The sequence below is a fragment of the Pseudomonas sp. CBS genome (genome assembly GCF_024734645.1).
Lineage (GTDB): Bacteria > Pseudomonadota > Gammaproteobacteria > Pseudomonadales > Pseudomonadaceae > Aquipseudomonas.
Genome location: NZ_CP102929.1, coordinates 4,672,892 through 4,691,192 on the forward strand (window position 1 = coordinate 4,672,892; position 18,301 = coordinate 4,691,192).

The window sequence follows — 18,301 nt, forward strand, 5'->3', positions numbered from 1 at the left end:
ATGAATAACCAGCAATTAATTCGCCCAGGCGTCGGGTGATACCTTGGCCAGGGCTTTGAATGCAGGCTTGGCGAACCAGTAGCCTTGCATCAGGAATATTCCGCAGTCGGCGAGAAAGTCCCGCTCACCGGCACTTTCGATGCCCTCGGCGATGACAGTAACGCCCAACTGCTCACAGATTGTGACAATCCCCCGGACGATCACCTGACGGACACGATCACGGTCGACATCGCGGATCAGCGCCATGTCGAGTTTGATCAAGTCGGGTTGGAAATCAGCCAGCAGATTCAGCCCCGAATAGCCCGCCCCGAAATCGTCGATGGCGGTCTTGAAGCCGAATTCTCGGTATTCACGCAGAATATTCGTCAAATGGCGATAGTTATCTACGTGCTCGCTTTCCAGTGTTTCAAAAATCAGTCGGTCCAGCGGAAAATTGTGTGCGCGAGCGGCCTCCAGGGTGCTGCGAATGCACAGCTCTGGCCGGTAGACGGCGTTGGGCATGAAGTTGATTGAAAGGTGCGTCTGCATGGCCAGTGTCGAGGCGGTGGCGATCGCCTTGGTGCGGCATTGCTGGTCGAAACGGTAGCGATTGCTGTCGTTGACCTGATCCAGCACCGACAGCGCGCCCTCACCATTCACGCCGCGCACCAAGGCTTCATGGGCAAAAATCGACTGGTCCCGCAGGTCCACGATAGGCTGATACGCAAAGGCAAACTCAAAGCCCAGCGGTTCGCTTTGCTGGCAACCCGCACAGGCTTGTTTGGGCGAGGTGAGTGAAATGGGAAAGTCGGTCACGCGTTAACCTCGCGAAAACAGGATGCTACCTGGCGTATCTTAGGTGAGCTCAAGGGTTTATGCGTTGAAGGGGTTCAACGTTAAAGTTGCGACATTTTTCAGAGCGAGGAATTCAAGTGGCTCAGAAGCAGGAAGAGGAAGAAAAAGTCCGTTTGGACAAGTGGTTGTGGGCGGCGCGCTTCTTCAAGACCCGCGCCCTGGCCAAAGCGGCCATCGAGAGTGGCAAGGTGCATTGGCGCGGAGAGCGTTGCAAGCCCGGCAAGGAGCCGCGCATCGGCGATGAATTCCAGATTCGTGCCGGTTTTGATGAGCGAACCGTCGTGGTCCAGGCGCTTTCAATTGTACGAAAGGGCGCTCCCGAGGCGCAGGCGTTGTATACCGAAACCGAAGCCAGTATCGCCAAGCGCGAAAACGCGGCGGCCATGCGCAAGGCGGGCTCCCTGGGCATGACCACCGACGGCAAGCCGAGTAAGAAACAGCGGCGCGACCTGTTCAAGTTTCGCGGCAGTGGCAATGATGATTAACCGGAAAACCGCAGGAGCCAAGCGGCTCCTGCAACTTCCACTCAAGCGCTGCGGATAACGCTCAAGCGATTGACCAACGGTACCCGCTGAAACCAATCCAGCAGCGGCGTCGTCACCCGCACCAATCCCCCGGAAACCTTCGCCGCAAACGGCGTGTAGTAACCCCAGCCCAACGCCAACAGCGCCAGCAACACCCCGCCGATGTAATCGTCCTGCCCCCAATGCGCGCCGGCCACCAGCCGCGGCGTCATGAACAGCAGCGCCAGCCCCCAAATCACCACAATCTGGCTGATCCGTTTGGCAAACACCGTCATAAACATCCCCCAGATCAACAACACCGACGCGTGATCCCCCGGGAAACTCTGGCTGGAGCGGTCCTTCAGTTCCCACGTCTTCTCAAGGCCCGGGAAATAGTCGCTCATCTGAATCGCCCCGCTGATTACCATCGACGGGCTATGGTGTTGCCAGCCCATCTGGGCCGCGAGCTTGGAAAACAACATGCGGATAAACAGCAACAGCAGCAGAATGCCCAGGAATCCGAAAAACGCCTGGCGCACGTGAATTGCCTTGAACACCCAGTCGCCACGAATCAACAGCGCCAGCAGAATCACCCCGACCACCGCATCGAACGGTCGCAAACTCGCCACCGCCCACACATGCAGCCACGTCGAGCTGCTCGCCAACGGGTCGTTGAGCAGATGAAACAGCCACTCGTCGAAAACTACGCAGAGCGCCTGGCCCGCCGGCCAGAGCCAAAAACACAGGAGTCCCACAGCGAGTAAATTACACAGGGCCAAGCGCCCGAGGTTCCACTTGGCTTGGAACAGACCCGGATTGTTCATAAACTGTTTCCTCTTTGCTTTAAAGCGCTTCGTTTTCCCGCAGAAGGCCGCACCAAAACGGTGCTAAAGCGTGTAATTTTATAAACGTTGTCATCATTTTGTCATCAATTCAGATACCCAGACCTATGACTGATCTACCGGATACCGACTTCACCCAACGCTTCATCTTCGACGACAGCGACGCCCGCGGCGAACTGGTCGCCCTGGAGCGCAGCTATGCCGAAGTCCTCGCCAAGCACCCCTATCCGGAGCCGGTTGCACAATTGCTCGGCGAACTGATGGCGGCCGCCTCGCTGCTGGTAGGCACCCTGAAGTTCGACGGCTTGCTGATCCTGCAGGCCCGCTCCGAAGGCCCGATTCCGCTATTGATGATCGAATGTTCCAGCGAGCGCGAGATCCGTGGCCTGGCCCGATACGACGCCGACCGGATTGCCCCAGATGCGACCCTGGCCGACCTGATGCCTGACGGTGTGCTGGCGCTGACCGTCGACCCGACGGTTGGCCAGCGCTACCAAGGCATCGTCGACCTCGACGGCGAAACCCTGTCCGACTGCTTCACCAACTATTTCGTGATGTCCCAGCAAGTGGGCACCCGCTTCTGGCTCAACGCCGACGGCAAGCGTGCCCGTGGCCTGCTGCTGCAACAACTGCCGGCCGACCGTATCAAGGATGAAGAAGACCGTGCCGACAGCTGGGCCCATATCACCGCCCTGGCCGGCACCTTGAAAGCCGAAGAACTGCTGGGCCTGGACAACGAAACCATCCTGCACCGTCTCTACCACGAAGAGGCCGTGCGCCTGTTCGACGTGCAATCCCTGCACTTCCACTGCAGTTGCTCCCGCGAGCGTTCGGCCACGGCCCTGGTCAGCCTGGGTCTGGAAGATGCGCAGGCCTTGGTGGTGGAACACGGTGGCAACATCGAGATCGACTGCCAGTTCTGTAACCAGCGCTACCTGTTCGACGCCGCCGATATTGCTCAATTATTCGCCGGCGCGGGCGTAGACACCCCTTCAGGCACCCGCCACTAAAACGTTTAAGCACAGGTAAATCACCTGACAAACGCCGGATTTCCGCCGTTCTGACCGGAGGGCCCTACTCTTTTTGGGCTTTTCTGGCATAATCCGGCCCACTTTTTTCGCGGTAGTAGTGCGCAACTTTCTACTACAAAACGTTTGGAGCACTCGGCCACTGGCCGACGGGGAACCTCATGACGCAAGCCAATAACGCCGTATACACCGATCTGAGTGTTGACGATCTGGTCAAAGAAGCCCTGCAGCGCGGTGAAGGCGTGCTTGCCGATACCGGCGCGCTGGTCGTAGAAACCGGTCATCGTACCGGCCGTTCGCCAGTCGACCGCTTCATCGTTGAAGAGCCTTCCACCCAGGCTGCCATTGCCTGGGGCCCGATCAACCGCAAGTTCCCGGCCGACAAGTTCGATGCCCTGTGGGCTCGCGTCGAGGCATTCAACAACGCGCAAGAGCATTTCGTTTCCCACGTTCACGTAGGGGCTGCAGAAGACCACTACCTGGCCGTGAAAATGACCACCCAGACTGCCTGGCAGAACCTTTTCGGTCGTTGCCTGTTCATCAACCCTGCCCAGTACAACCCGGCCGGTCGTGAAGAGTGGCAAGTGCTCAACGTGGCCAACTTCGAATGCGTGCCAGAGCGTGACGGCACCAACTCCGACGGTTGCGTGATCCTCAACTTCGCCCAGAAAAAAGTGCTGATCGCTGGCATGCGTTACGCCGGTGAGATGAAAAAAGCCATGTTCTCGGTGCAGAACTTCCTGCTGCCGGCCTCCGACGTACTGCCGATGCACTGCGCCGCCAACATTGGCGAAGCCGGCGACGTAACCCTGTTCTTCGGCCTGTCCGGCACGGGTAAAACCACCCTGTCCGCCGACGAAAGCCGCTACCTGATCGGCGACGACGAACACGGCTGGGGCGAAGGTGTTGTGTTCAACATCGAAGGCGGTTGCTATGCCAAGTGCATCGACCTGTCCGAGAAGAACGAACCGGTTATCTGGAAAGCCATCAAACACGGCGCCGTGCTGGAAAACGTCGTCATTGATGACGCCAAGCACGCCGACTACGCTGACGTCAGCCTGACCCAGAACAGCCGCGCCGCCTACCCGCTGGAACACGTTGCCAAGCGCTCCGAGAAAAACCTCGGTGGCGAGCCAAACGCTGTGATCTTCCTGACCTGCGACCTGACCGGCGTACTGCCGCCAGTCTCGATCCTCAGTGAAGAACAAGCGGCCTACCACTTCCTGTCCGGCTACACCGCACTGGTGGGCTCGACCGAAATGGGTTCGGGTGCCGGCATCAAGTCGACCTTCTCCACCTGCTTCGGCGCGCCGTTCTTCCCGCGCCCGGCCGGCGAATACGCAGAGCTGCTGATCAAGCGCATCCGCGGCTTCGGCTCCAAGGTCTACCTGGTCAACACCGGCTGGACCGGCGGCGGCTACGGCGTTGGCAAGCGCTTCAACATCCCGACCACCCGTGGCGTGATTGCAGCGATCCAGAGCGGTGCGTTGATTGGTGCCGAGACCGAACACCTCGACACCATCAACCTGGACGTGCCGTTGGCTGTGCCGGGCGTCGAGACTGGCCTGCTGAACCCACGTAACACCTGGGCTGACAAGGCTGCCTACGATGAAGCCGCTAAGGCGCTGGCGGGTCTGTTCGTTGAGAACTTCAAGAAGTTTGAAGTGAGCGACGCGATCAAGGCTGCGGGTCCGAAGTTGTAAGATTCGGCCGTTGTGAAAAAGCCGCCCCTAGTGGGCGGCTTTTTTGTGGGCGAAGGATCAGTCGACGAGGTGCAGAACCACGGCTCCGACCAACACCAGCACAACACCGGTTACTTGCACTGCCGACAGTCGTTCCTTGAAAAACACAAACCCCAGGATCGCGGCGATCCCGCCGGATAAGGTGCTGATCACCGTCACTACCGAAACCGATCCTGCCATTGCACCCCACGAGAACGCCGAGAACCCGCCGAGGTTCATCAGGCTCGCGCCGGTCAGCGTTGCGCAGTTTTTCAGTGGCGGGATTTTCAGGCCGTCTTTGATCTTAAGCACCATCAACACCAGGACGCACAGGCCCACCAAATACCCAAGCCAAAGCATCGTGACCGGGCCAAGCGTCGGCAGAGTGTAGCGGCCCTGCACCCAGAAGCTGGTGCCGTAGAGCAACGCTGCGAGCATCGCGTAGCCGATAGCGCTGCTGGAGTTGTTGTGAGGCACGCCGTTGTCCTTGTGGATGCTGGAGAGGATCACGCCCACCACGCACAAGGCGATGCAGCCGAGCTGGCTCAGGCTGATGTGTTCGCCGCTGGCCCATGACAGCAAAGTAGTCACCACGCCGTAGGACGTCACCAGAGGCGCGACGATGGCCGCTTTGCCCAGGGCGAAGGCCTTGGACAGTGCGAGGGCGCCGGAGACGGTCAGCAGGGCTGCTGCGGCGCCGAGGAGCCAGACACTCAAAGGCGCCGCGAGGGATTTGACGAGGAACGCCGGGAATATGACCAGCAGCAGGGTCATGATCAGGAAGCCCAGGGCCTGGCCGAAGTACACCGCGCGTTTGACGCCGACGGCTCGGGCGTTGAGGCCGACGAGGAAGTCCGTGCCGCCCCAGAGCAGGGCGGCCAGCAGGCCCATTAGTACGTCCATGTAAGGTCCTTGGTTGTAGGTGCGAGCTTGCTCGCGAAGGTCGTTAACGATAATGCGGGCTTTCAGGGGGAACGCGGCGCTCTCAGGTTTTTCGCGAGCAAGCTCGCTCCTACAGGTTTTCCAGGGCTTGCGTGTCCCAGCGTTGGGCCTTGATAGCCAGGTAAAGCATGCCGATGGTCAGCGGGATTTTGTCGCCGCGGCCTTTGGCTCTGTGCTTCAGGAAGACATCGAAGACGGGAGGTTGGAAATAACGATAAGCGTCGTAGTCGTTCAAGTCGACAGCGAAGTCTTGCTCCAGCGCTTCCATCAATTGATTGGCTTCGGCGCCGTCGCAGCCCAGGTCGAGGTTGATGGCCGTTTCAAGGCGCAGCGTCTTATGTTCAGGCAAGCCAATTTCTTCATGCAGCAGTTGCAGGAGCTGCTGCATCGCGATGTCTTCGGGGAAGTTGGGGGCCAGGTTCATGGTGGATACGCGAGAGTGGGTGGAGGCGACCGACTTTATCGATGGCGCTGCGATCCTTCAAACGAAACTGGTCAAATGTGGGAGCCGGGCTTGCCCGCGATGGCGGTGTGTCAGTGGTAGAGGTGTTTTCTGACACTCCGCTATCGCAGGCAAGCCAGCTCCCACATTTTTAGTTGTGTGGCTGCTCAGGTGGTGTTCGCTTTACGGCGTCGGTGGTGGTGAGTTGCATCATGCCGTATTGGGCGACTTCCAGCAGGTCACAGCCATCCTGGACCAGCAAATACAGTGCGTTGGTGATGTGGGAAATGTCTTTGATGTCCGCCTGTTCATAGGTCAGGCAGGAGAGGGTCTCTAGGAGGTCGGCAGCGGCACGGATGCGTTGGTGTGCAGCTGCCTGGATGTCTTCGGCAGCGGCGTCGGTGTCGATGAGAAGCGGATATGTCTCGGTAACGTTGGTTGTAAGAAAGCGGTAGCGATTAGCTGTCGAGTTGGTCATTACTGATCGTTCCCACGCTCCGCGTGGGAATGCATCCCGTGACGCTCCGCGTCACCAGTGTTCATGGCTTGGGTCGTGCGCGGATGACGGGACGCGGAGCGTCCGTGGCGGCATTCCCACGCGGAGCGTAGGGAACGATCGGGGCTAGCGCGGGGTGCTGATACACCGCTCAAAAATCGCCTCCAACCCCCGGTAATCACACGCCACCGCGTCGATATTCGCCGGTATCCACGCCGCATTCTTCACCAGCCACCAATTCACCGAAAACCCGGCATTGACGATGATCTGCTCGAACAGAATCCTTTGCGCCCGGCCGTTCCCTTCGCGAAACGGGTGGATCACGTTGAGGTCGCCATAGGCCTCGGCAATTTGCGTCACCAACTCTGCCTGCGTCACCCCGACAAACCAATTGGCCTGCGCCATGTGCTGGATGATCTTGGCGGCCTCGGGCGGAATTCGCTCCGGTGTGCAGAATAGCGTGTCGCCTTTCTGGATGTTGACCGTACGCAGTTCCCCGGCCCATTCGTAGATGTCCCCGAACAGGGTGCGGTGGATGTGTTGCAGGCGTTCCAGGTCGTAGGGCGGCGGATACAGCGGAAGGCTGCCGACGGCAATTTCAGACAATTCCCGTTCGGCCTGATGCAGGCGTTCTTCGTCGAACAAATCGAGGCGGTTGCGCAGGACGCTGCTACCGGGGTAGCAGTACGGGTCCTGGCCCACGCCATATTTGTCGAGCATCAGCGTGGGGTGTTGCGGTACTTGGCGAGGACGGCTTCGCGGGTCGGCAGGGGTTTGTCGACATCGGCGGGCTGGGTGTCGAACCCCTCCAGGCGCAGGCTGGCCAGGTAGTTGGAACGGCGGATCTTGTGGTAGTGATCCTGCTTTTGCTCAAACGTCAGTTCAGCCATGACAGCGTCCTCTCGGTGCGAAGCTTGATTGTAGCGCAATGAGTTTCGAGATGCGTCCTGCGTAAGGTTGGAACGTTTCTTACGGGTGCCTACTCCACTTCCCAGGCTGTGTATCATCCAGACTCTTTTTTCCTTGCGACCTTTCTCGATTCGCTGAATGCGCTGGTCTATGTTTTGGGCTCGTTCAGCGGTCAATGGAGTGACAGCTTATGCACAACACCCTCCAACAGGTCTTTGGTTATCCACAGTTTCGTTTGGGCCAGGAGGCGGCGGTTAGCGCTGTGCTGGCCGGCCGTTCGGCGGCGGCGATTTTCCCCACCGGTTCCGGCAAGTCGCTGTGCTATCAACTTTCCGCTGTGCTGCTGCCGCATCTGACGTTGGTGGTTTCACCGTTGCTGGCGCTGATGCAGGACCAGCTGGGTTTCTTGCAGCGCCACGGTATCTCGGCGGGCAGCATCGACTCGGCCCAAAGCCGCGATGATGCCAATGACGTCATGGCCCGGGCGCGTTCGGGCGAGCTGAAAATCCTGATGGTTTCCGTGGAGCGTTTGAAGAACGAGCGCTTTCGCAACTTCCTGCAAAGCGTGCCAATCTCGCTGCTGGTGGTGGACGAGGCCCACTGTATTTCCGAATGGGGCCATAACTTTCGCCCGGACTACCTGAAGCTGCCGGACTATCAGCGTCAGTTCCGCATCCCCCAGGCGCTGCTGCTGACCGCCACGGCGACGCCCAAGGTGATCGCCGACATGCAGGCCAAGTTCGCCATTGCGCCGGACGATGTGATCACCACCGGCTTCTACCGCTCCAACCTCAACCTGCTGGTGGAGCCCGTCAGTGGCCAGGACAAGCGCCGCCGTCTGGTGGAATGGATGAAGGCGCGGGCCAATCAGCCGAGCATCGTCTACGTCACGTTGCAGAAAACCGCCGAACACATTGCCGAGCATTTGAATCGTAACGGTATCCAGGCCGAGGCTTATCACGCGGGCTTGGCCCACGATAAACGCGAGGGCATTCAGAAGCGGTTCATGGGTGGCCAGTCCAATTGCATCGTCGCTACCATCGCCTTCGGCATGGGTATCGATAAGAGTGATATCCGCAACGTGGTGCACTTCGACCTGCCCAAATCCATCGAGAACTACAGCCAGGAAATCGGCCGTGCCGGGCGTGACGGGCAGCCGTCTGACTGTCTGGTTTTGGCCAACCGCGACAGCCTGAATATCCTGGAAAACTTTGTGTACGGCGACACACCGGAACAGGAAGGTATTCGCCGCGTCCTGGAGGAAATACAGGCCGCCCGTGGTGATGGGCAATGGGAGTTTTTACTCCGCTCGCTTTCGGATCTCAGCAACATCCGCGAACTGCCGCTCAAGACGTTGCTGGTGCAGCTTGAACTTAAAGGCGTGATCGCGCCGCGCTATGCGTTTTATGCTGAATATCGATTCAAGTATCTGATTGAACCTGAAGCACTACTGGCGCGCTTTTCCGGCGAGCGGCAGCAGTTCGTCGCGGCGATTATCCAGGTCTGTAAAAGGGCAAAAACCTGGGCGACGGTGGACTTCGACGTGCTGTATCAACAGCACCAGGCCGAGCGCAGTCGGGTGGTAAAGGCCCTGGATTATTTCCAGGAACAGGGCCTGATCGAGATGGAAAGCAAGCAGATGACCGAGGTCTACGCCCTGCTGAATACCGACTTTGATCCACAGGTGCTGAGCACGGAGTTATACACAGGCTTCAAGCAGCACGAGGTGACGGAAGTGGCGCGGATTCACGCCATGCTGGATCTGTTCGCGACGCGGGAGTGCCTGGGTTACCGCCTGGCGCATTACTTCGGTGATGAAAACGCGCCCCGGCAATGCGGGCACTGCTCGGTGTGCCACGGCAACGTCGCCCACTTGCCGGCGCCGCCGAGCCTACCGCCGCTTGTGGATAAAAACTTTCAGGCGCTGTGCGGTGAATTTATCCACAGGCATCATGAATACAACGGCCACCTGCCGGGCGCTGAGCGTTTGACCCGGTTTCTGGGCGGGATCAGCGTGCCGTTGTTTACCAAGTTGAAGGCGAAAGGGATTCCAGGTTTTGCTGTGCTGGAGGAGTATCCCTACGCCGAGGTGCGTGAATGGGCCGAAGCTCATTTGAATGACCTGTAACTTCACTTACCCGAGATCTTTCCATGTCCGACTCAATGCCACAGCGCGCCGACTACCGCCACTTCCAGCCAATCATCACGCGCTGGCACGACAACGACGTTTATGGCCACGTGAATAACGTCACCTACTACAGCTTCTTCGACACGGCGGTGAATACCTACCTGATCGAGCAGGGCGGGTTGGATATTCATGACGGTGAGGTAGTGGGGTTTGTGGTGAGTTCGGCGTGCGACTACTTCGCCTCGATTGCCTTTCCGGACCGCATCGAGATTGGCCTGCGGGTGGGCAAGTTGGGCAACAGTTCGGTGCAGTATGAGCTGGCGGTGTTCAAGGCGGGAGAAGACGATGCCTGTGCTGCGGGGAGGTTTGTGCATGTATTTGTAGATCGGGCGTCGAACCAGCCGGTGGCGATTCCGGGGATGTTGCGCGACGCGTTACAGCGATTGGTGGTCTAAATACGATCTGCGAAACAATGAAAATCAAATGTGGGAGCGGGCTTGCTCGCGAAGGCGGTGTATCAGCCAATACATCCGGCGACTGACCCACCGCTCCCACATTAAGCCCGCTGTGTTCTTTCGATTTGCGTATTACCGGTGGTGGCGATAGTGATGCTTGTTCTTGCGATGCCCATAAGCATGGCCGCGCCCGCGATGGTCGTCGCGGTCATAGCGGCGGTTATCGCGCCCACGGTAACGACGATCATCGTCATCGCTCTTGTTGCCCATGTAGTTGCCCAGTGCACCACCAGCGCCACCGCCGGCGGCTGCGCCGATCAGGCTGCCGGTGCTGCCGCCGACACTGCGGCCTACAACGTTGCCGCCGGCTGCGCCCAATGCACCGCCAATGGCCGCTTCGCCGCGGCTGCGCTTGTCTGCGCCGACCGCACTGCCGCCTGCGCCGCCGAGAGCCGCACCGATGGCTGAACCGGTGTTACCGCCCAACTGCTGACCTACGACCGAACCTAGAACCCCGCCCAATGCGCCGCCCACACCGGCTTCGGTGGTGCCACCGGCCATGGCTGCGCCACTGACCAGGCCAAGGGACAACAAGAGAATCGAGGAGAACTTCATAGAGGAACCTCAAGAGGATGACGGCGCGATCCTGAGGTTGTATCGAGACGGTGACAATCGAAACCCGACCAGTGGTATAGGTTGTATACAATTCTCTAAGTTGCTGTTTTTTATAGGGAACTTAAGTTGTTTTTGCGAGTCTTTATTGACTTCGGAACGGCCGCTTTTATGCAAAAGCGGCCTTTTTTGTGCCCGTAGAAAACTCGGGTGCTGGCTGTGGCGAGGGAGCTTGCTCCCGTTGGGCTGCGCAGCGGCCCAAAATTTCTTCGGGCGCTACGCACCCGAACGGAAGCAAGCTTCCTCGCCACAATGAGGTGTCACTCAGGCCGACTTCGCCATGATCAAGCCGGTCGCGCTCGCCGCTTCCAGCCGGATGGCCACAAACTTCGACGTTGGTGTGTGGCTGCCATCCCCGGTGCTTTCCAGCGGCACCAGTGGGTTCACCTCCGGGTAATAAGCCGCTGCCTGCCCCGCCGGGATATCAAACGCCAGCAAGGTAAAGCCCTTCACGCGGCGCTCACGGCCGTCATCCCAGATCGACACGATATCGGCCTTCTGCCCCGGCTTGAAGCCCAGGCGGATGATGTCGGCTTCGTTGACGAACAACACGTCCCGCTGACCCTTGACCCCGCGATAGCGGTCGTCCAGGCCATAAATGGTGGTGTTGTACTGATCGTGGGAGCGCATCGACTGCATGATCAGGTCCGGCAATTGCCCTGTGTTGCGGGTGCGTTCATGCACCAGGTCCTTGGGCAGGATGTTCGGGCGGAAGTTGGCGCGGCCCGACGGGGTGTTCCAGCGACGGGCGCCGGCCGAGTTGCCCAGGTAGAAACCACCCGGGTTTTTCAGGCGTTCGTTGAAGTCCTTGAAGCCTGGAATGGTGTCGGCGATCAGGTCGCGAATGCGGTCGTAATCGGCCACCAGCCAGTTCCAGTCCACCGGCTTGCTGCCCAATGTAGCGGCAGCAATGCCCGCCAGAATCGCAGGCTCGGATTTCATCTGTTTCGACAATGGCTGCAGCTGGCCATTGGAGGCGTGGACCATGCTGAACGAGTCTTCCACGGTCACGGCTTGCGGGCCTTCGGCCTGGATGTCGATGTCGGTGCGGCCCAGGCATGGCAGGATCAGTGCGTCCTTGCCGTGCATCAGGTGGCTGCGGTTGAGCTTGGTGCTGATCTGCACGGTCAGGTCGCAATTGCGCAGGGCTTCAAAGGTGCGCGGGCTGTCCGGCGTAGCTTGGGCGAAGTTGCCACCCAGGCCGATAAATACCTTGGAGCGGCCTTCGAGCATGGCGTGAATTGCTTCCACCACGTTGTGGCCGTTGTCCCGCGGTACCTGGAACTGGAAACGACGCTCCAGGGAGTCGAGGAACGCCACCGGTGGCCGTTCGTTGATGCCCATGGTGCGGTCGCCCTGCACGTTACTGTGACCACGCACCGGGCACAGGCCGGCGCCGGGGCGGCCGATATTGCCGCGCAGCAGCATCAGGTTGGCGATTTCCTGGATGGTCGGTACCGAGTGGCGATGTTGGGTGATGCCCATCGCCCAGCACATGATCACGTTTTTGCCTTTGGCATACATGCGCGCGGCTTGCTCGATCTCCACCAGGGTCAGGCCGGACTGCTCGACGATTTCATCCCATGAGGTGTCGTCGATCTTGCCCAGGTAATCCAGCACGTTGGCGGTGTGTTCGTTGAGGAAGTCGTGGTCGAACACGGCTTCCTTGCCTTCGGCCTGGGCCTGGCGTTCCCACAGCAGCAGGAACTTGGCCATGCCCCGCAGGATGGCCATGTCGCCACCCAGCGCCGGGCGGAAGTAGGCGGTGTTGGTCGGTTTGTCGCCGTTGGTGAGCATTTCCAGCGGGTGTTGCGGGTGCTGGAAACGTTCCAGGCCACGCTCTTTCAGCGGGTTGATGCACACCACCTGAGCGCCGCGTTTGACCGCCTCACGCAGTGGCTCCAGCATCCGAGGATGGTTGGTGCCGGGGTTCTGGCCCCAGACGAAAATCGCGTCCGCATGTTCGAAGTCATCGAAGGTCACGGTGCCTTTGCCCACGCCCACGCTTTGCGCCAGGGCGACGCCGCTGGCTTCGTGGCACATGTTCGAGCAGTCCGGGAAGTTGTTGGTGCCGTAGGCGCGCACAAACAGTTGATACAGGTAAGCCGCCTCGTTGCTGGCCCGGCCCGAGGTATAGAACTCGGCCATGTCCGGGTTTGGCAGCGCATTGAGGTGCTTGCCGATCAGGTCGAAAGCCGATTCCCAGCTGATAGGTTTGTAACGGTCGGTTTCGGCGTCATAGCTCATTGGCTCGGTCAGGCGGCCCTGATACTCAAGCCAGTAGTCGCTCTGCTCCAGCAGCGCGCTGACGCTGTGCTTGGCGAAGAAGGCCGCGTCGACGCGACGCTTGGTGGCTTCCCAGTTAACAGCCTTGGCGCCGTTCTCGCAGAACTTGACCATGCCGCTTTCCGGCGAGTCACCCCAGGCGCAGCCGGGGCAGTCGAAACCGCCGTTCTGGTTGGTCTTGAGCATCATGCGGATGTTTTTCAGCGCGTTGTCGCTGGTCAGCCAGGCTTGCGCCACGCTGATCAGTGCGCCCCAGCCACCGGCCGGACCTTTGTAGGGCTTGTAGCGCGGGGTGGGTTTGTCGTCGGCTTGATGATGAGTGCTCACGGTTGATTCTCCATCGCAGGGCTGTAGACCCGCGGCGCACTTTTCTGCGGCAGGTGGATGAGATTGAGGTTGTGCCGGCGGGCCCATTGCAGGGCCAGGCCGGTGGGCGACGACAGGCTGACCAGGGTCTGGATGCCTGCGCGCAATACTTTCTGGATCAGCTCGAGGCTGCAGCGGCTGGTGACAATCGCCAGGCCGCCGTCGGTCGGAATCTTTTGGCGGATCAGCGCGCCGATCAGCTTGTCGAGGGCGTTATGCCGGCCGATGTCTTCACGGCCCAGCAGCAATTCGCCCTGATTGTTCATGAACACTGCCGCATGCACCGCGCCGCTGTACTGGCCCAGCGGTTGGAACGCGCTGATGCGCTGGCGCAGGCCGTCCAGCCATTCGGCGGGCGGCAGGGGCGCGCCGGGCAGCACCTTGAGGTTGGGCAGCGCCTGTTCCACCGCTTCCACGCCGCACAGCCCACAGCCGCTGGTGCCCGCCAGTTGCCGGCGCTGTTGCTTCATATTCCAGAACGCGCGGCTGGAAATCTGCACCTGAGCGTATTGGGTCGAACCCGAGCCGCTGATTTTCAGGTCATAAATGTCGCTAACGTCTTCGATAATGCCGCTACCGATGCTGAAACCGACAATGAAGTCTTCAAGGTCAGTTGGCGTCACCAGCATCACCGCCTGGCTGATGTCGTTATAGGCAATCGCCAACGCCACTTCCTCGGCGAGCGCGGTGCTGGCCGATGCGGTGTGTTCGAGATTACAAAACTGGTAGCTCTGGCTGGCGGCGGGCGCGGGCGTTTCGAGGGCGGGCGCCGCGCAAACTGGGCGCTGGGCGTTCATTGGGCATTACCACCGGAAGTATTCAGCTGTAAGACTAGGCGCGACAAAGGGTCGCGTCTAATCGTCAGTACTGATCTACCGATAGATGACGTCGATCAAGGTTCCAGCAGCGATTTCTGGTACAGCGCAAAACAGGCTTCTGCCAGCGCCGAGCGTGGCGCACTGCGGCGCATGATCAGCCCCAGGCGGGCCAGTGTGTGAGCGTCTTCAATGGGTTGCAGGCGCAAGTGCTCGGTGAGGGCGTCGAGGCCGCCGTCCAGTGGCATCACCGCGCAGCACAGGCCGCCGTGCACGGCTTGTAACAATTGATGGACGGCATCGGTCTGCAACAGCGGCTGCGGGTTGAGGCCGCGGCTGTGGAAGTTGTGGTCGATGGACTGGCGAAAGTGCATGCCGCTGGTGAGCATGCCCAAGGGCAGTTCGATCAGCGCTTCCCAGCTCAGGGGCTTGTCGCCGAAGCTGAAAAACCGTTGGTCGTACAGCAGGCCCATGCGGGTTTCGCCCAAGGCCAGGGAGTCGAAACGCTCGGCGTCCAAGCGTTCGAGGTACGACACGCCGAGGTCCAGGCGGTTGCTCGCCAGTTGTTCAAGAATTTGTTCGGAGCTTAACGCGGACAACTCAAAGCGCAGGCTGGGGTGTTCCTTGTGCAGCTTCTGCATCAATGCCAGCGGATCGAAACTCGACAACGGCACCACCCCCAGGCGCAACGTGCCCACCAGATTGCCGCGACACGCCGCCGCTTCGGCCTGCAAACCGTCATACGCGGCCAGCACCGTGCGTGCCCAGGCCAGCACGCGCTCGCCGGGGGCGGTAAAGCCTTCGAAACGCTGGCCGCGATTGACCAGCGGCAACTGCAACTCGTCCTCAAGGCTGCGCAGGCGCATCGACAGCGTCGGCTGGGTGATGTGGCAGCGCGCCGCCGCCTGGCCGAAGTGACGGGTTTCGTCGAGGGCGATGAGGAATTTCAGCTGTTTGATGTCCATCTTCGCTCCGGGCTTATTCCAATGCGGTGGGATTCTAGCGTGTTTGGGTCTTTGGTCAGGCTGGAACCCAATTCTGTGGGACTGGTCTAGTCTTTGGCATCTGGAAATTAAATCCCAAGGAGAGCGCACCATGAGTCTTTTAAGCTTTGTTAAGGAAGCAGGCGAGAAGTTGATTGATCTATTGACACCGGGTAATGCCAACGCGAGCGAGCAGTTAAAAGAGCACGTGGCCAAGGTCGGGTTGGGTAACCCCAATGTGCAAACCACCGTCGACGGTGACAAGGTGACCGTGACAGGTGAAGTCGCCACCCAGGAAGAGAAAGAAAAAATCCTGCTGGCGCTGGGCAATATTGCCGGCGTTGCGAGTGTTGATGACCAGATCACCGTTTCCGGTCCTGCTGTCGCGGCGGCCCGCTTTGTCGTGGTGAAAAAGGGCGACACCCTGAGCGCTATTTCGCTGGCGGTGTATGGCAACGCCAACCAGTACAACAAAATCTTCGAGGCCAACAAGCCGCTGCTGTCCCATCCGGACAAAATCTACCCAGGGCAGACGCTGCGTATTCCTGAGTAATACGCGAACCAAATGTGGGAGCGGGCTTGCTTGCGAATGCGGTGTGTCAGCCACTGAATATATTGACTGATCCACCGCTTTCGCGAGCAAGCCCGCTCCCACATTGGATCTTCAGCGTTGTTGCAAACCTACGATCAATTCCCGGTAATCCCCAACCGCCGCAAACTCCGCCGTGTCCTTAGGCCCCTTCCGGCTGTCCGGTTCCTTCACCGCCAGCAAGTGGCCCACGCCAAAGTCCCGGGCGCTGCGCAGGATCGGCAAGGTGTCGTCGATAAACAGGCTGTGGGCTGGGTCGAAGGCGATATCGGCGTGCAGGGCGTCCCAGAACTGAGGGTTTTCCTTGGCAAAACCATAGTCGTGGGAACTGATCAGTCGCTCGAAATAAGGCGCCAACTCGATGCGTTCCAGCTTCAACGACAGCGAATCCCGATGGGCGTTGGTGATCAGGATCACTCGTTTGCCCGCTTGTTTGATCGCCGCCAGGAACGTATCGGCATCCGGGCGCAAGGCGATCAGGTGCGCGGTTTCCAGCTTGAGTTCGCGCACCGGGATCTTGAGTTCGGCGCTCCAGAAATCCAGGCAATACCATTGCAACTGTCCGGCGTTACGCTCGAACAGTGGTTGCAACTCCATCTCGGCCATGGCCCGGCTCACACCATGCAACTCGGCATAGCGCTGGGGCAGGTGCTCCATCCAGAAATGGTTGTCGAAGTGCAGGTCGAGCAAGGTGCCGTCCATGTCCAGCAGGACGGTGTCGATGGCGTGCCAGGGCAATGGAGGCATAAAGAACACTCATGTAAGAAAAGATATCCGACACAGACAATCGGAAAAGCCACGGTATAGTAACCCGATCACGCCAAGGAGCCGCTCATGCGCCAGAAACCCACCGTCCTCGCCCGCGAAATAGTCGCCAGTAGCCGTTTGTTCCGCGTGGAGGAAGTGCAATTGCGCTTTTCCAATGGCGTGGAGCGGACCTACGAGCGCCTGGTGGGCAGGGGGGCCGGTTATGGCGCGGTGATGATTGTGGCGATGATCGACTCGGACCATGCGTTGCTGATCGAAGAATATTGCGGCGGCACCGACGAGTATGAGTTGTCACTGCCCAAGGGCTTGATCGAACCGGGCGAAGACGTGTTGGCGGCAGCAGACCGTGAGCTCAAGGAAGAAGCCGGTTTTGGCGCCCGCCAGCTGGAGCACATCACCGAGCTGTCGCTGTCCCCCGGCTACATGAGCCAGAAAATCCAGGTGGTACTGGCCACCGAGCTGTACGAAGAACGCCTGGAAGGCGACGAGCCGGAGCCCATGCGCGTCGACCGGGTCAACCTGCGGGAGCTCTCGCAGTTGGCGCAGAACGAGCAGTTCAGCGAGGGCCGCGCCTTGGCGGCGCTGTATCTGGTGCGCGACCTGTTGACTCAGCGTGGAGCGTTCCAGCCATGAGCGAACTGTTCCTGGGTCACCCGTTTATTGCCCCCGTGATTGAATTGGCCCGCCAGGCCGGCGAGGTCATCCTGCCATATTGGCGCGCCGATGTTGCCGTCACCACCAAGACCGATGATTCGCCGGTCACTGCCGCAGACTTGGCTGCCCATCACTTGATCCTCGCAGGGCTGACTGCCCTGGACCCGAGCATTCCGGTGCTCTCGGAGGAAGACGCGGACATTGACCAGAGCGTGCGCGCCGGTTGGCAGCGCTGGTGGCTGGTGGACCCGCTGGATGGCACCAAAGAGTTCATCTCCGGCAGCGAGGAGTTCACCGTCAACATCGCACTGATCGAAAAGGGCCGCGTGGTGTTTGGTGTGGTGTCGATGCCTACCAGCGGTCGGTGCTATTTCGGAGGTGCCGGGCTGGGTGCCTGGCGTTCCGATGTGAATGCTGCGCCCAAGCAAATCCAGGTGCGCCAGACACCGGCGACGGGTGAAGCATTTACCGTGGTTGCCAGTCGTCGCCACACGAGCCCTGAACAGGACCGCTTGCTCGCGGGCCTAAGCGCCGGATTGGGTGAGTTGAAGCTGGCGAACATCGGCAGTTCATTGAAGTTTTGCCTGTTGGCCGAAGGCAGCGCCGATTGCTACCCGCGTCTGGCGCCGACCTCGCAGTGGGACACCGCCGCGGCACAGGGTGTGCTGGAAGGGGCGGGCGGTGAAGTGCTGGAATTGAATGGGCAGCCGTTCAGTTATCCGGCGCGGGAATCGCTGTTGAATCCGTTCTTTTTAGCACTGCCGGCTAAAGCGGAGTGGCGTGAGCGGTTGCTGACTCTGGCCCGGTCTTAAACACAGCGCCGATCAAAAATGTGGGAGCGGGCTTGCTCGCGAAGGCAGTGTGTCAG

The 18,301-nt window shown here is 59.9% G+C and carries 20 protein-coding genes and 1 pseudogene; 9 read left to right on the forward strand and 12 right to left on the reverse strand.

What is annotated here, in order from left to right; translation table 11 throughout:
- Nucleotides 1-15: 15 nt before the first annotated feature.
- On the reverse strand, nt 16-795 hold the full coding sequence (locus NVB75_RS21380) for an EAL domain-containing protein (protein WP_258343194.1): 780 nt from the start codon (nt 793-795) through the stop codon (nt 16-18).
- A gap of 116 nt (nt 796-911) precedes the next feature.
- Between NVB75_RS21380 and NVB75_RS21385 the strand changes: the two genes are divergently transcribed.
- The gene (locus NVB75_RS21385) at nt 912-1,319 is read left to right on the forward strand and encodes an RNA-binding S4 domain-containing protein (RefSeq protein ID WP_017478112.1); all 408 of its coding nucleotides are present in this window, start codon (nt 912-914) and stop codon (nt 1,317-1,319) included.
- Between the two features lie 41 nt (nt 1,320-1,360).
- Here NVB75_RS21385 and NVB75_RS21390 read toward each other — a convergent pair whose 3' ends face one another.
- On the reverse strand, nt 1,361-2,161 hold the full coding sequence (locus tag NVB75_RS21390; RefSeq protein WP_258343195.1) for a phosphatase PAP2 family protein: 801 nt from the start codon (nt 2,159-2,161) through the stop codon (nt 1,361-1,363).
- Nucleotides 2,162-2,286: 125 nt separating this feature from the next.
- Here NVB75_RS21390 and hslO point away from each other — a divergent pair, with 125 nt between their 5' ends.
- Nucleotides 2,287-3,189: an Hsp33 family molecular chaperone HslO gene (gene hslO, locus NVB75_RS21395; RefSeq protein WP_258343196.1), complete on the forward strand. Its 903-nt coding sequence runs from the start codon at nt 2,287-2,289 to the stop codon at nt 3,187-3,189.
- Between the two features lie 179 nt (nt 3,190-3,368).
- Entirely contained in the window at nt 3,369-4,910 is a 1,542-nt protein-coding gene (locus tag NVB75_RS21400) for a phosphoenolpyruvate carboxykinase (RefSeq protein ID WP_017478115.1), read from the forward strand.
- 57 nt (nt 4,911-4,967) lie between these two features.
- On the opposite strand, the gene NVB75_RS21405 is transcribed toward NVB75_RS21400, so the two are convergent.
- Nucleotides 4,968-5,819, reverse strand: a complete 852-nt coding sequence (locus NVB75_RS21405) for a DMT family transporter (RefSeq protein WP_258348706.1) — start codon at nt 5,817-5,819, stop codon at nt 4,968-4,970.
- Between the two features lie 39 nt (nt 5,820-5,858).
- Here NVB75_RS21405 and NVB75_RS21410 point away from each other — a divergent pair.
- Nucleotides 5,859-5,963, forward strand: a pseudogene (locus NVB75_RS21410) (outer membrane lipoprotein carrier protein LolA); the annotation flags it as partial.
- Here NVB75_RS21410 and NVB75_RS21415 read toward each other — a convergent pair.
- The 4 genes from NVB75_RS21415 to NVB75_RS21430 all read right to left on the reverse strand — a co-directional run bounded on the left by NVB75_RS21415 (nt 5,941) and on the right by NVB75_RS21430 (nt 7,698).
- The gene (locus NVB75_RS21415; protein WP_258343197.1) at nt 5,941-6,294 is read right to left on the reverse strand and encodes a DUF1493 family protein; all 354 of its coding nucleotides are present in this window, start codon (nt 6,292-6,294) and stop codon (nt 5,941-5,943) included. The pseudogene NVB75_RS21410 and the gene NVB75_RS21415 sit on opposite strands and share 23 nt — an antisense overlap.
- A gap of 169 nt (nt 6,295-6,463) precedes the next feature.
- Complete coding sequence (locus tag NVB75_RS21420) at nt 6,464-6,790, reverse strand: hypothetical protein (protein WP_258343198.1); 327 nt, start codon at nt 6,788-6,790, stop codon at nt 6,464-6,466.
- Nucleotides 6,791-6,934: 144 nt separating this feature from the next.
- Nucleotides 6,935-7,528: a putative adenosine monophosphate-protein transferase Fic gene (locus NVB75_RS21425; RefSeq protein WP_258343199.1), complete on the reverse strand. Its 594-nt coding sequence runs from the start codon at nt 7,526-7,528 to the stop codon at nt 6,935-6,937.
- Entirely contained in the window at nt 7,528-7,698 is a 171-nt protein-coding gene (locus NVB75_RS21430) for a YhfG family protein (RefSeq protein ID WP_017478120.1), read from the reverse strand. The genes NVB75_RS21425 and NVB75_RS21430 overlap by 1 nt, the downstream gene beginning before the upstream one ends.
- A 209-nt stretch (nt 7,699-7,907) precedes the next feature.
- On the opposite strand from NVB75_RS21430, the gene NVB75_RS21435 reads away from it, so the two are divergent.
- Together NVB75_RS21435 and NVB75_RS21440 are read left to right on the forward strand one after the other, a co-directional pair.
- Entirely contained in the window at nt 7,908-9,845 is a 1,938-nt protein-coding gene (locus NVB75_RS21435; RefSeq protein ID WP_258343200.1) for an ATP-dependent DNA helicase RecQ, read from the forward strand.
- 23 nt (nt 9,846-9,868) lie between these two features.
- Nucleotides 9,869-10,300, forward strand: coding sequence for a thioesterase family protein (locus NVB75_RS21440; RefSeq protein ID WP_258343201.1), 432 nt, complete (start codon nt 9,869-9,871; stop codon nt 10,298-10,300).
- Nucleotides 10,301-10,432: 132 nt separating this feature from the next.
- Here NVB75_RS21440 and NVB75_RS21445 read toward each other — a convergent pair whose 3' ends face one another.
- From NVB75_RS21445 to NVB75_RS21460, 4 genes are all read right to left on the reverse strand, one after another.
- Nucleotides 10,433-10,915: a glycine zipper domain-containing protein gene (locus NVB75_RS21445; protein ID WP_008435777.1), complete on the reverse strand. Its 483-nt coding sequence runs from the start codon at nt 10,913-10,915 to the stop codon at nt 10,433-10,435.
- A gap of 321 nt (nt 10,916-11,236) precedes the next feature.
- Nucleotides 11,237-13,585: an FdhF/YdeP family oxidoreductase gene (locus NVB75_RS21450; protein ID WP_063033578.1), complete on the reverse strand. Its 2,349-nt coding sequence runs from the start codon at nt 13,583-13,585 to the stop codon at nt 11,237-11,239.
- Nucleotides 13,582-14,421: a formate dehydrogenase accessory sulfurtransferase FdhD gene (gene fdhD, locus NVB75_RS21455; protein ID WP_258343202.1), complete on the reverse strand. Its 840-nt coding sequence runs from the start codon at nt 14,419-14,421 to the stop codon at nt 13,582-13,584. The genes NVB75_RS21450 and fdhD overlap by 4 nt, the downstream gene beginning before the upstream one ends.
- 95 nt (nt 14,422-14,516) lie before the next feature.
- The gene (locus NVB75_RS21460; RefSeq protein ID WP_258343203.1) at nt 14,517-15,404 is read right to left on the reverse strand and encodes a LysR family transcriptional regulator; all 888 of its coding nucleotides are present in this window, start codon (nt 15,402-15,404) and stop codon (nt 14,517-14,519) included.
- A gap of 130 nt (nt 15,405-15,534) precedes the next feature.
- On the opposite strand from NVB75_RS21460, the gene lysM reads away from it, so the two are divergent.
- A complete protein-coding gene (lysM, locus tag NVB75_RS21465) occupies nt 15,535-15,975 on the forward strand; it encodes a peptidoglycan-binding protein LysM (protein ID WP_258343204.1) in 441 nt (146 codons plus the stop codon).
- 111 nt (nt 15,976-16,086) lie between these two features.
- On the opposite strand, the gene yrfG is transcribed toward lysM, so the two are convergent.
- Nucleotides 16,087-16,758 (reverse strand): GMP/IMP nucleotidase, encoded by a 672-nt coding sequence (gene yrfG, locus NVB75_RS21470; RefSeq protein WP_258343205.1) that lies wholly within the window; start codon nt 16,756-16,758, stop codon nt 16,087-16,089.
- Between the two features lie 87 nt (nt 16,759-16,845).
- Between yrfG and nudE the strand changes: the two genes are divergently transcribed.
- Together nudE and cysQ are read left to right on the forward strand one after the other, a co-directional pair.
- Nucleotides 16,846-17,412 (forward strand): ADP compounds hydrolase NudE, encoded by a 567-nt coding sequence (gene nudE / locus NVB75_RS21475; protein ID WP_003213218.1) that lies wholly within the window; start codon nt 16,846-16,848, stop codon nt 17,410-17,412.
- A complete protein-coding gene (gene cysQ / locus NVB75_RS21480; RefSeq protein ID WP_258343208.1) occupies nt 17,409-18,245 on the forward strand; it encodes a 3'(2'),5'-bisphosphate nucleotidase CysQ in 837 nt (278 codons plus the stop codon). The genes nudE and cysQ overlap by 4 nt, the downstream gene beginning before the upstream one ends.
- Nucleotides 18,246-18,301: the final 56 nt, after the last annotated feature.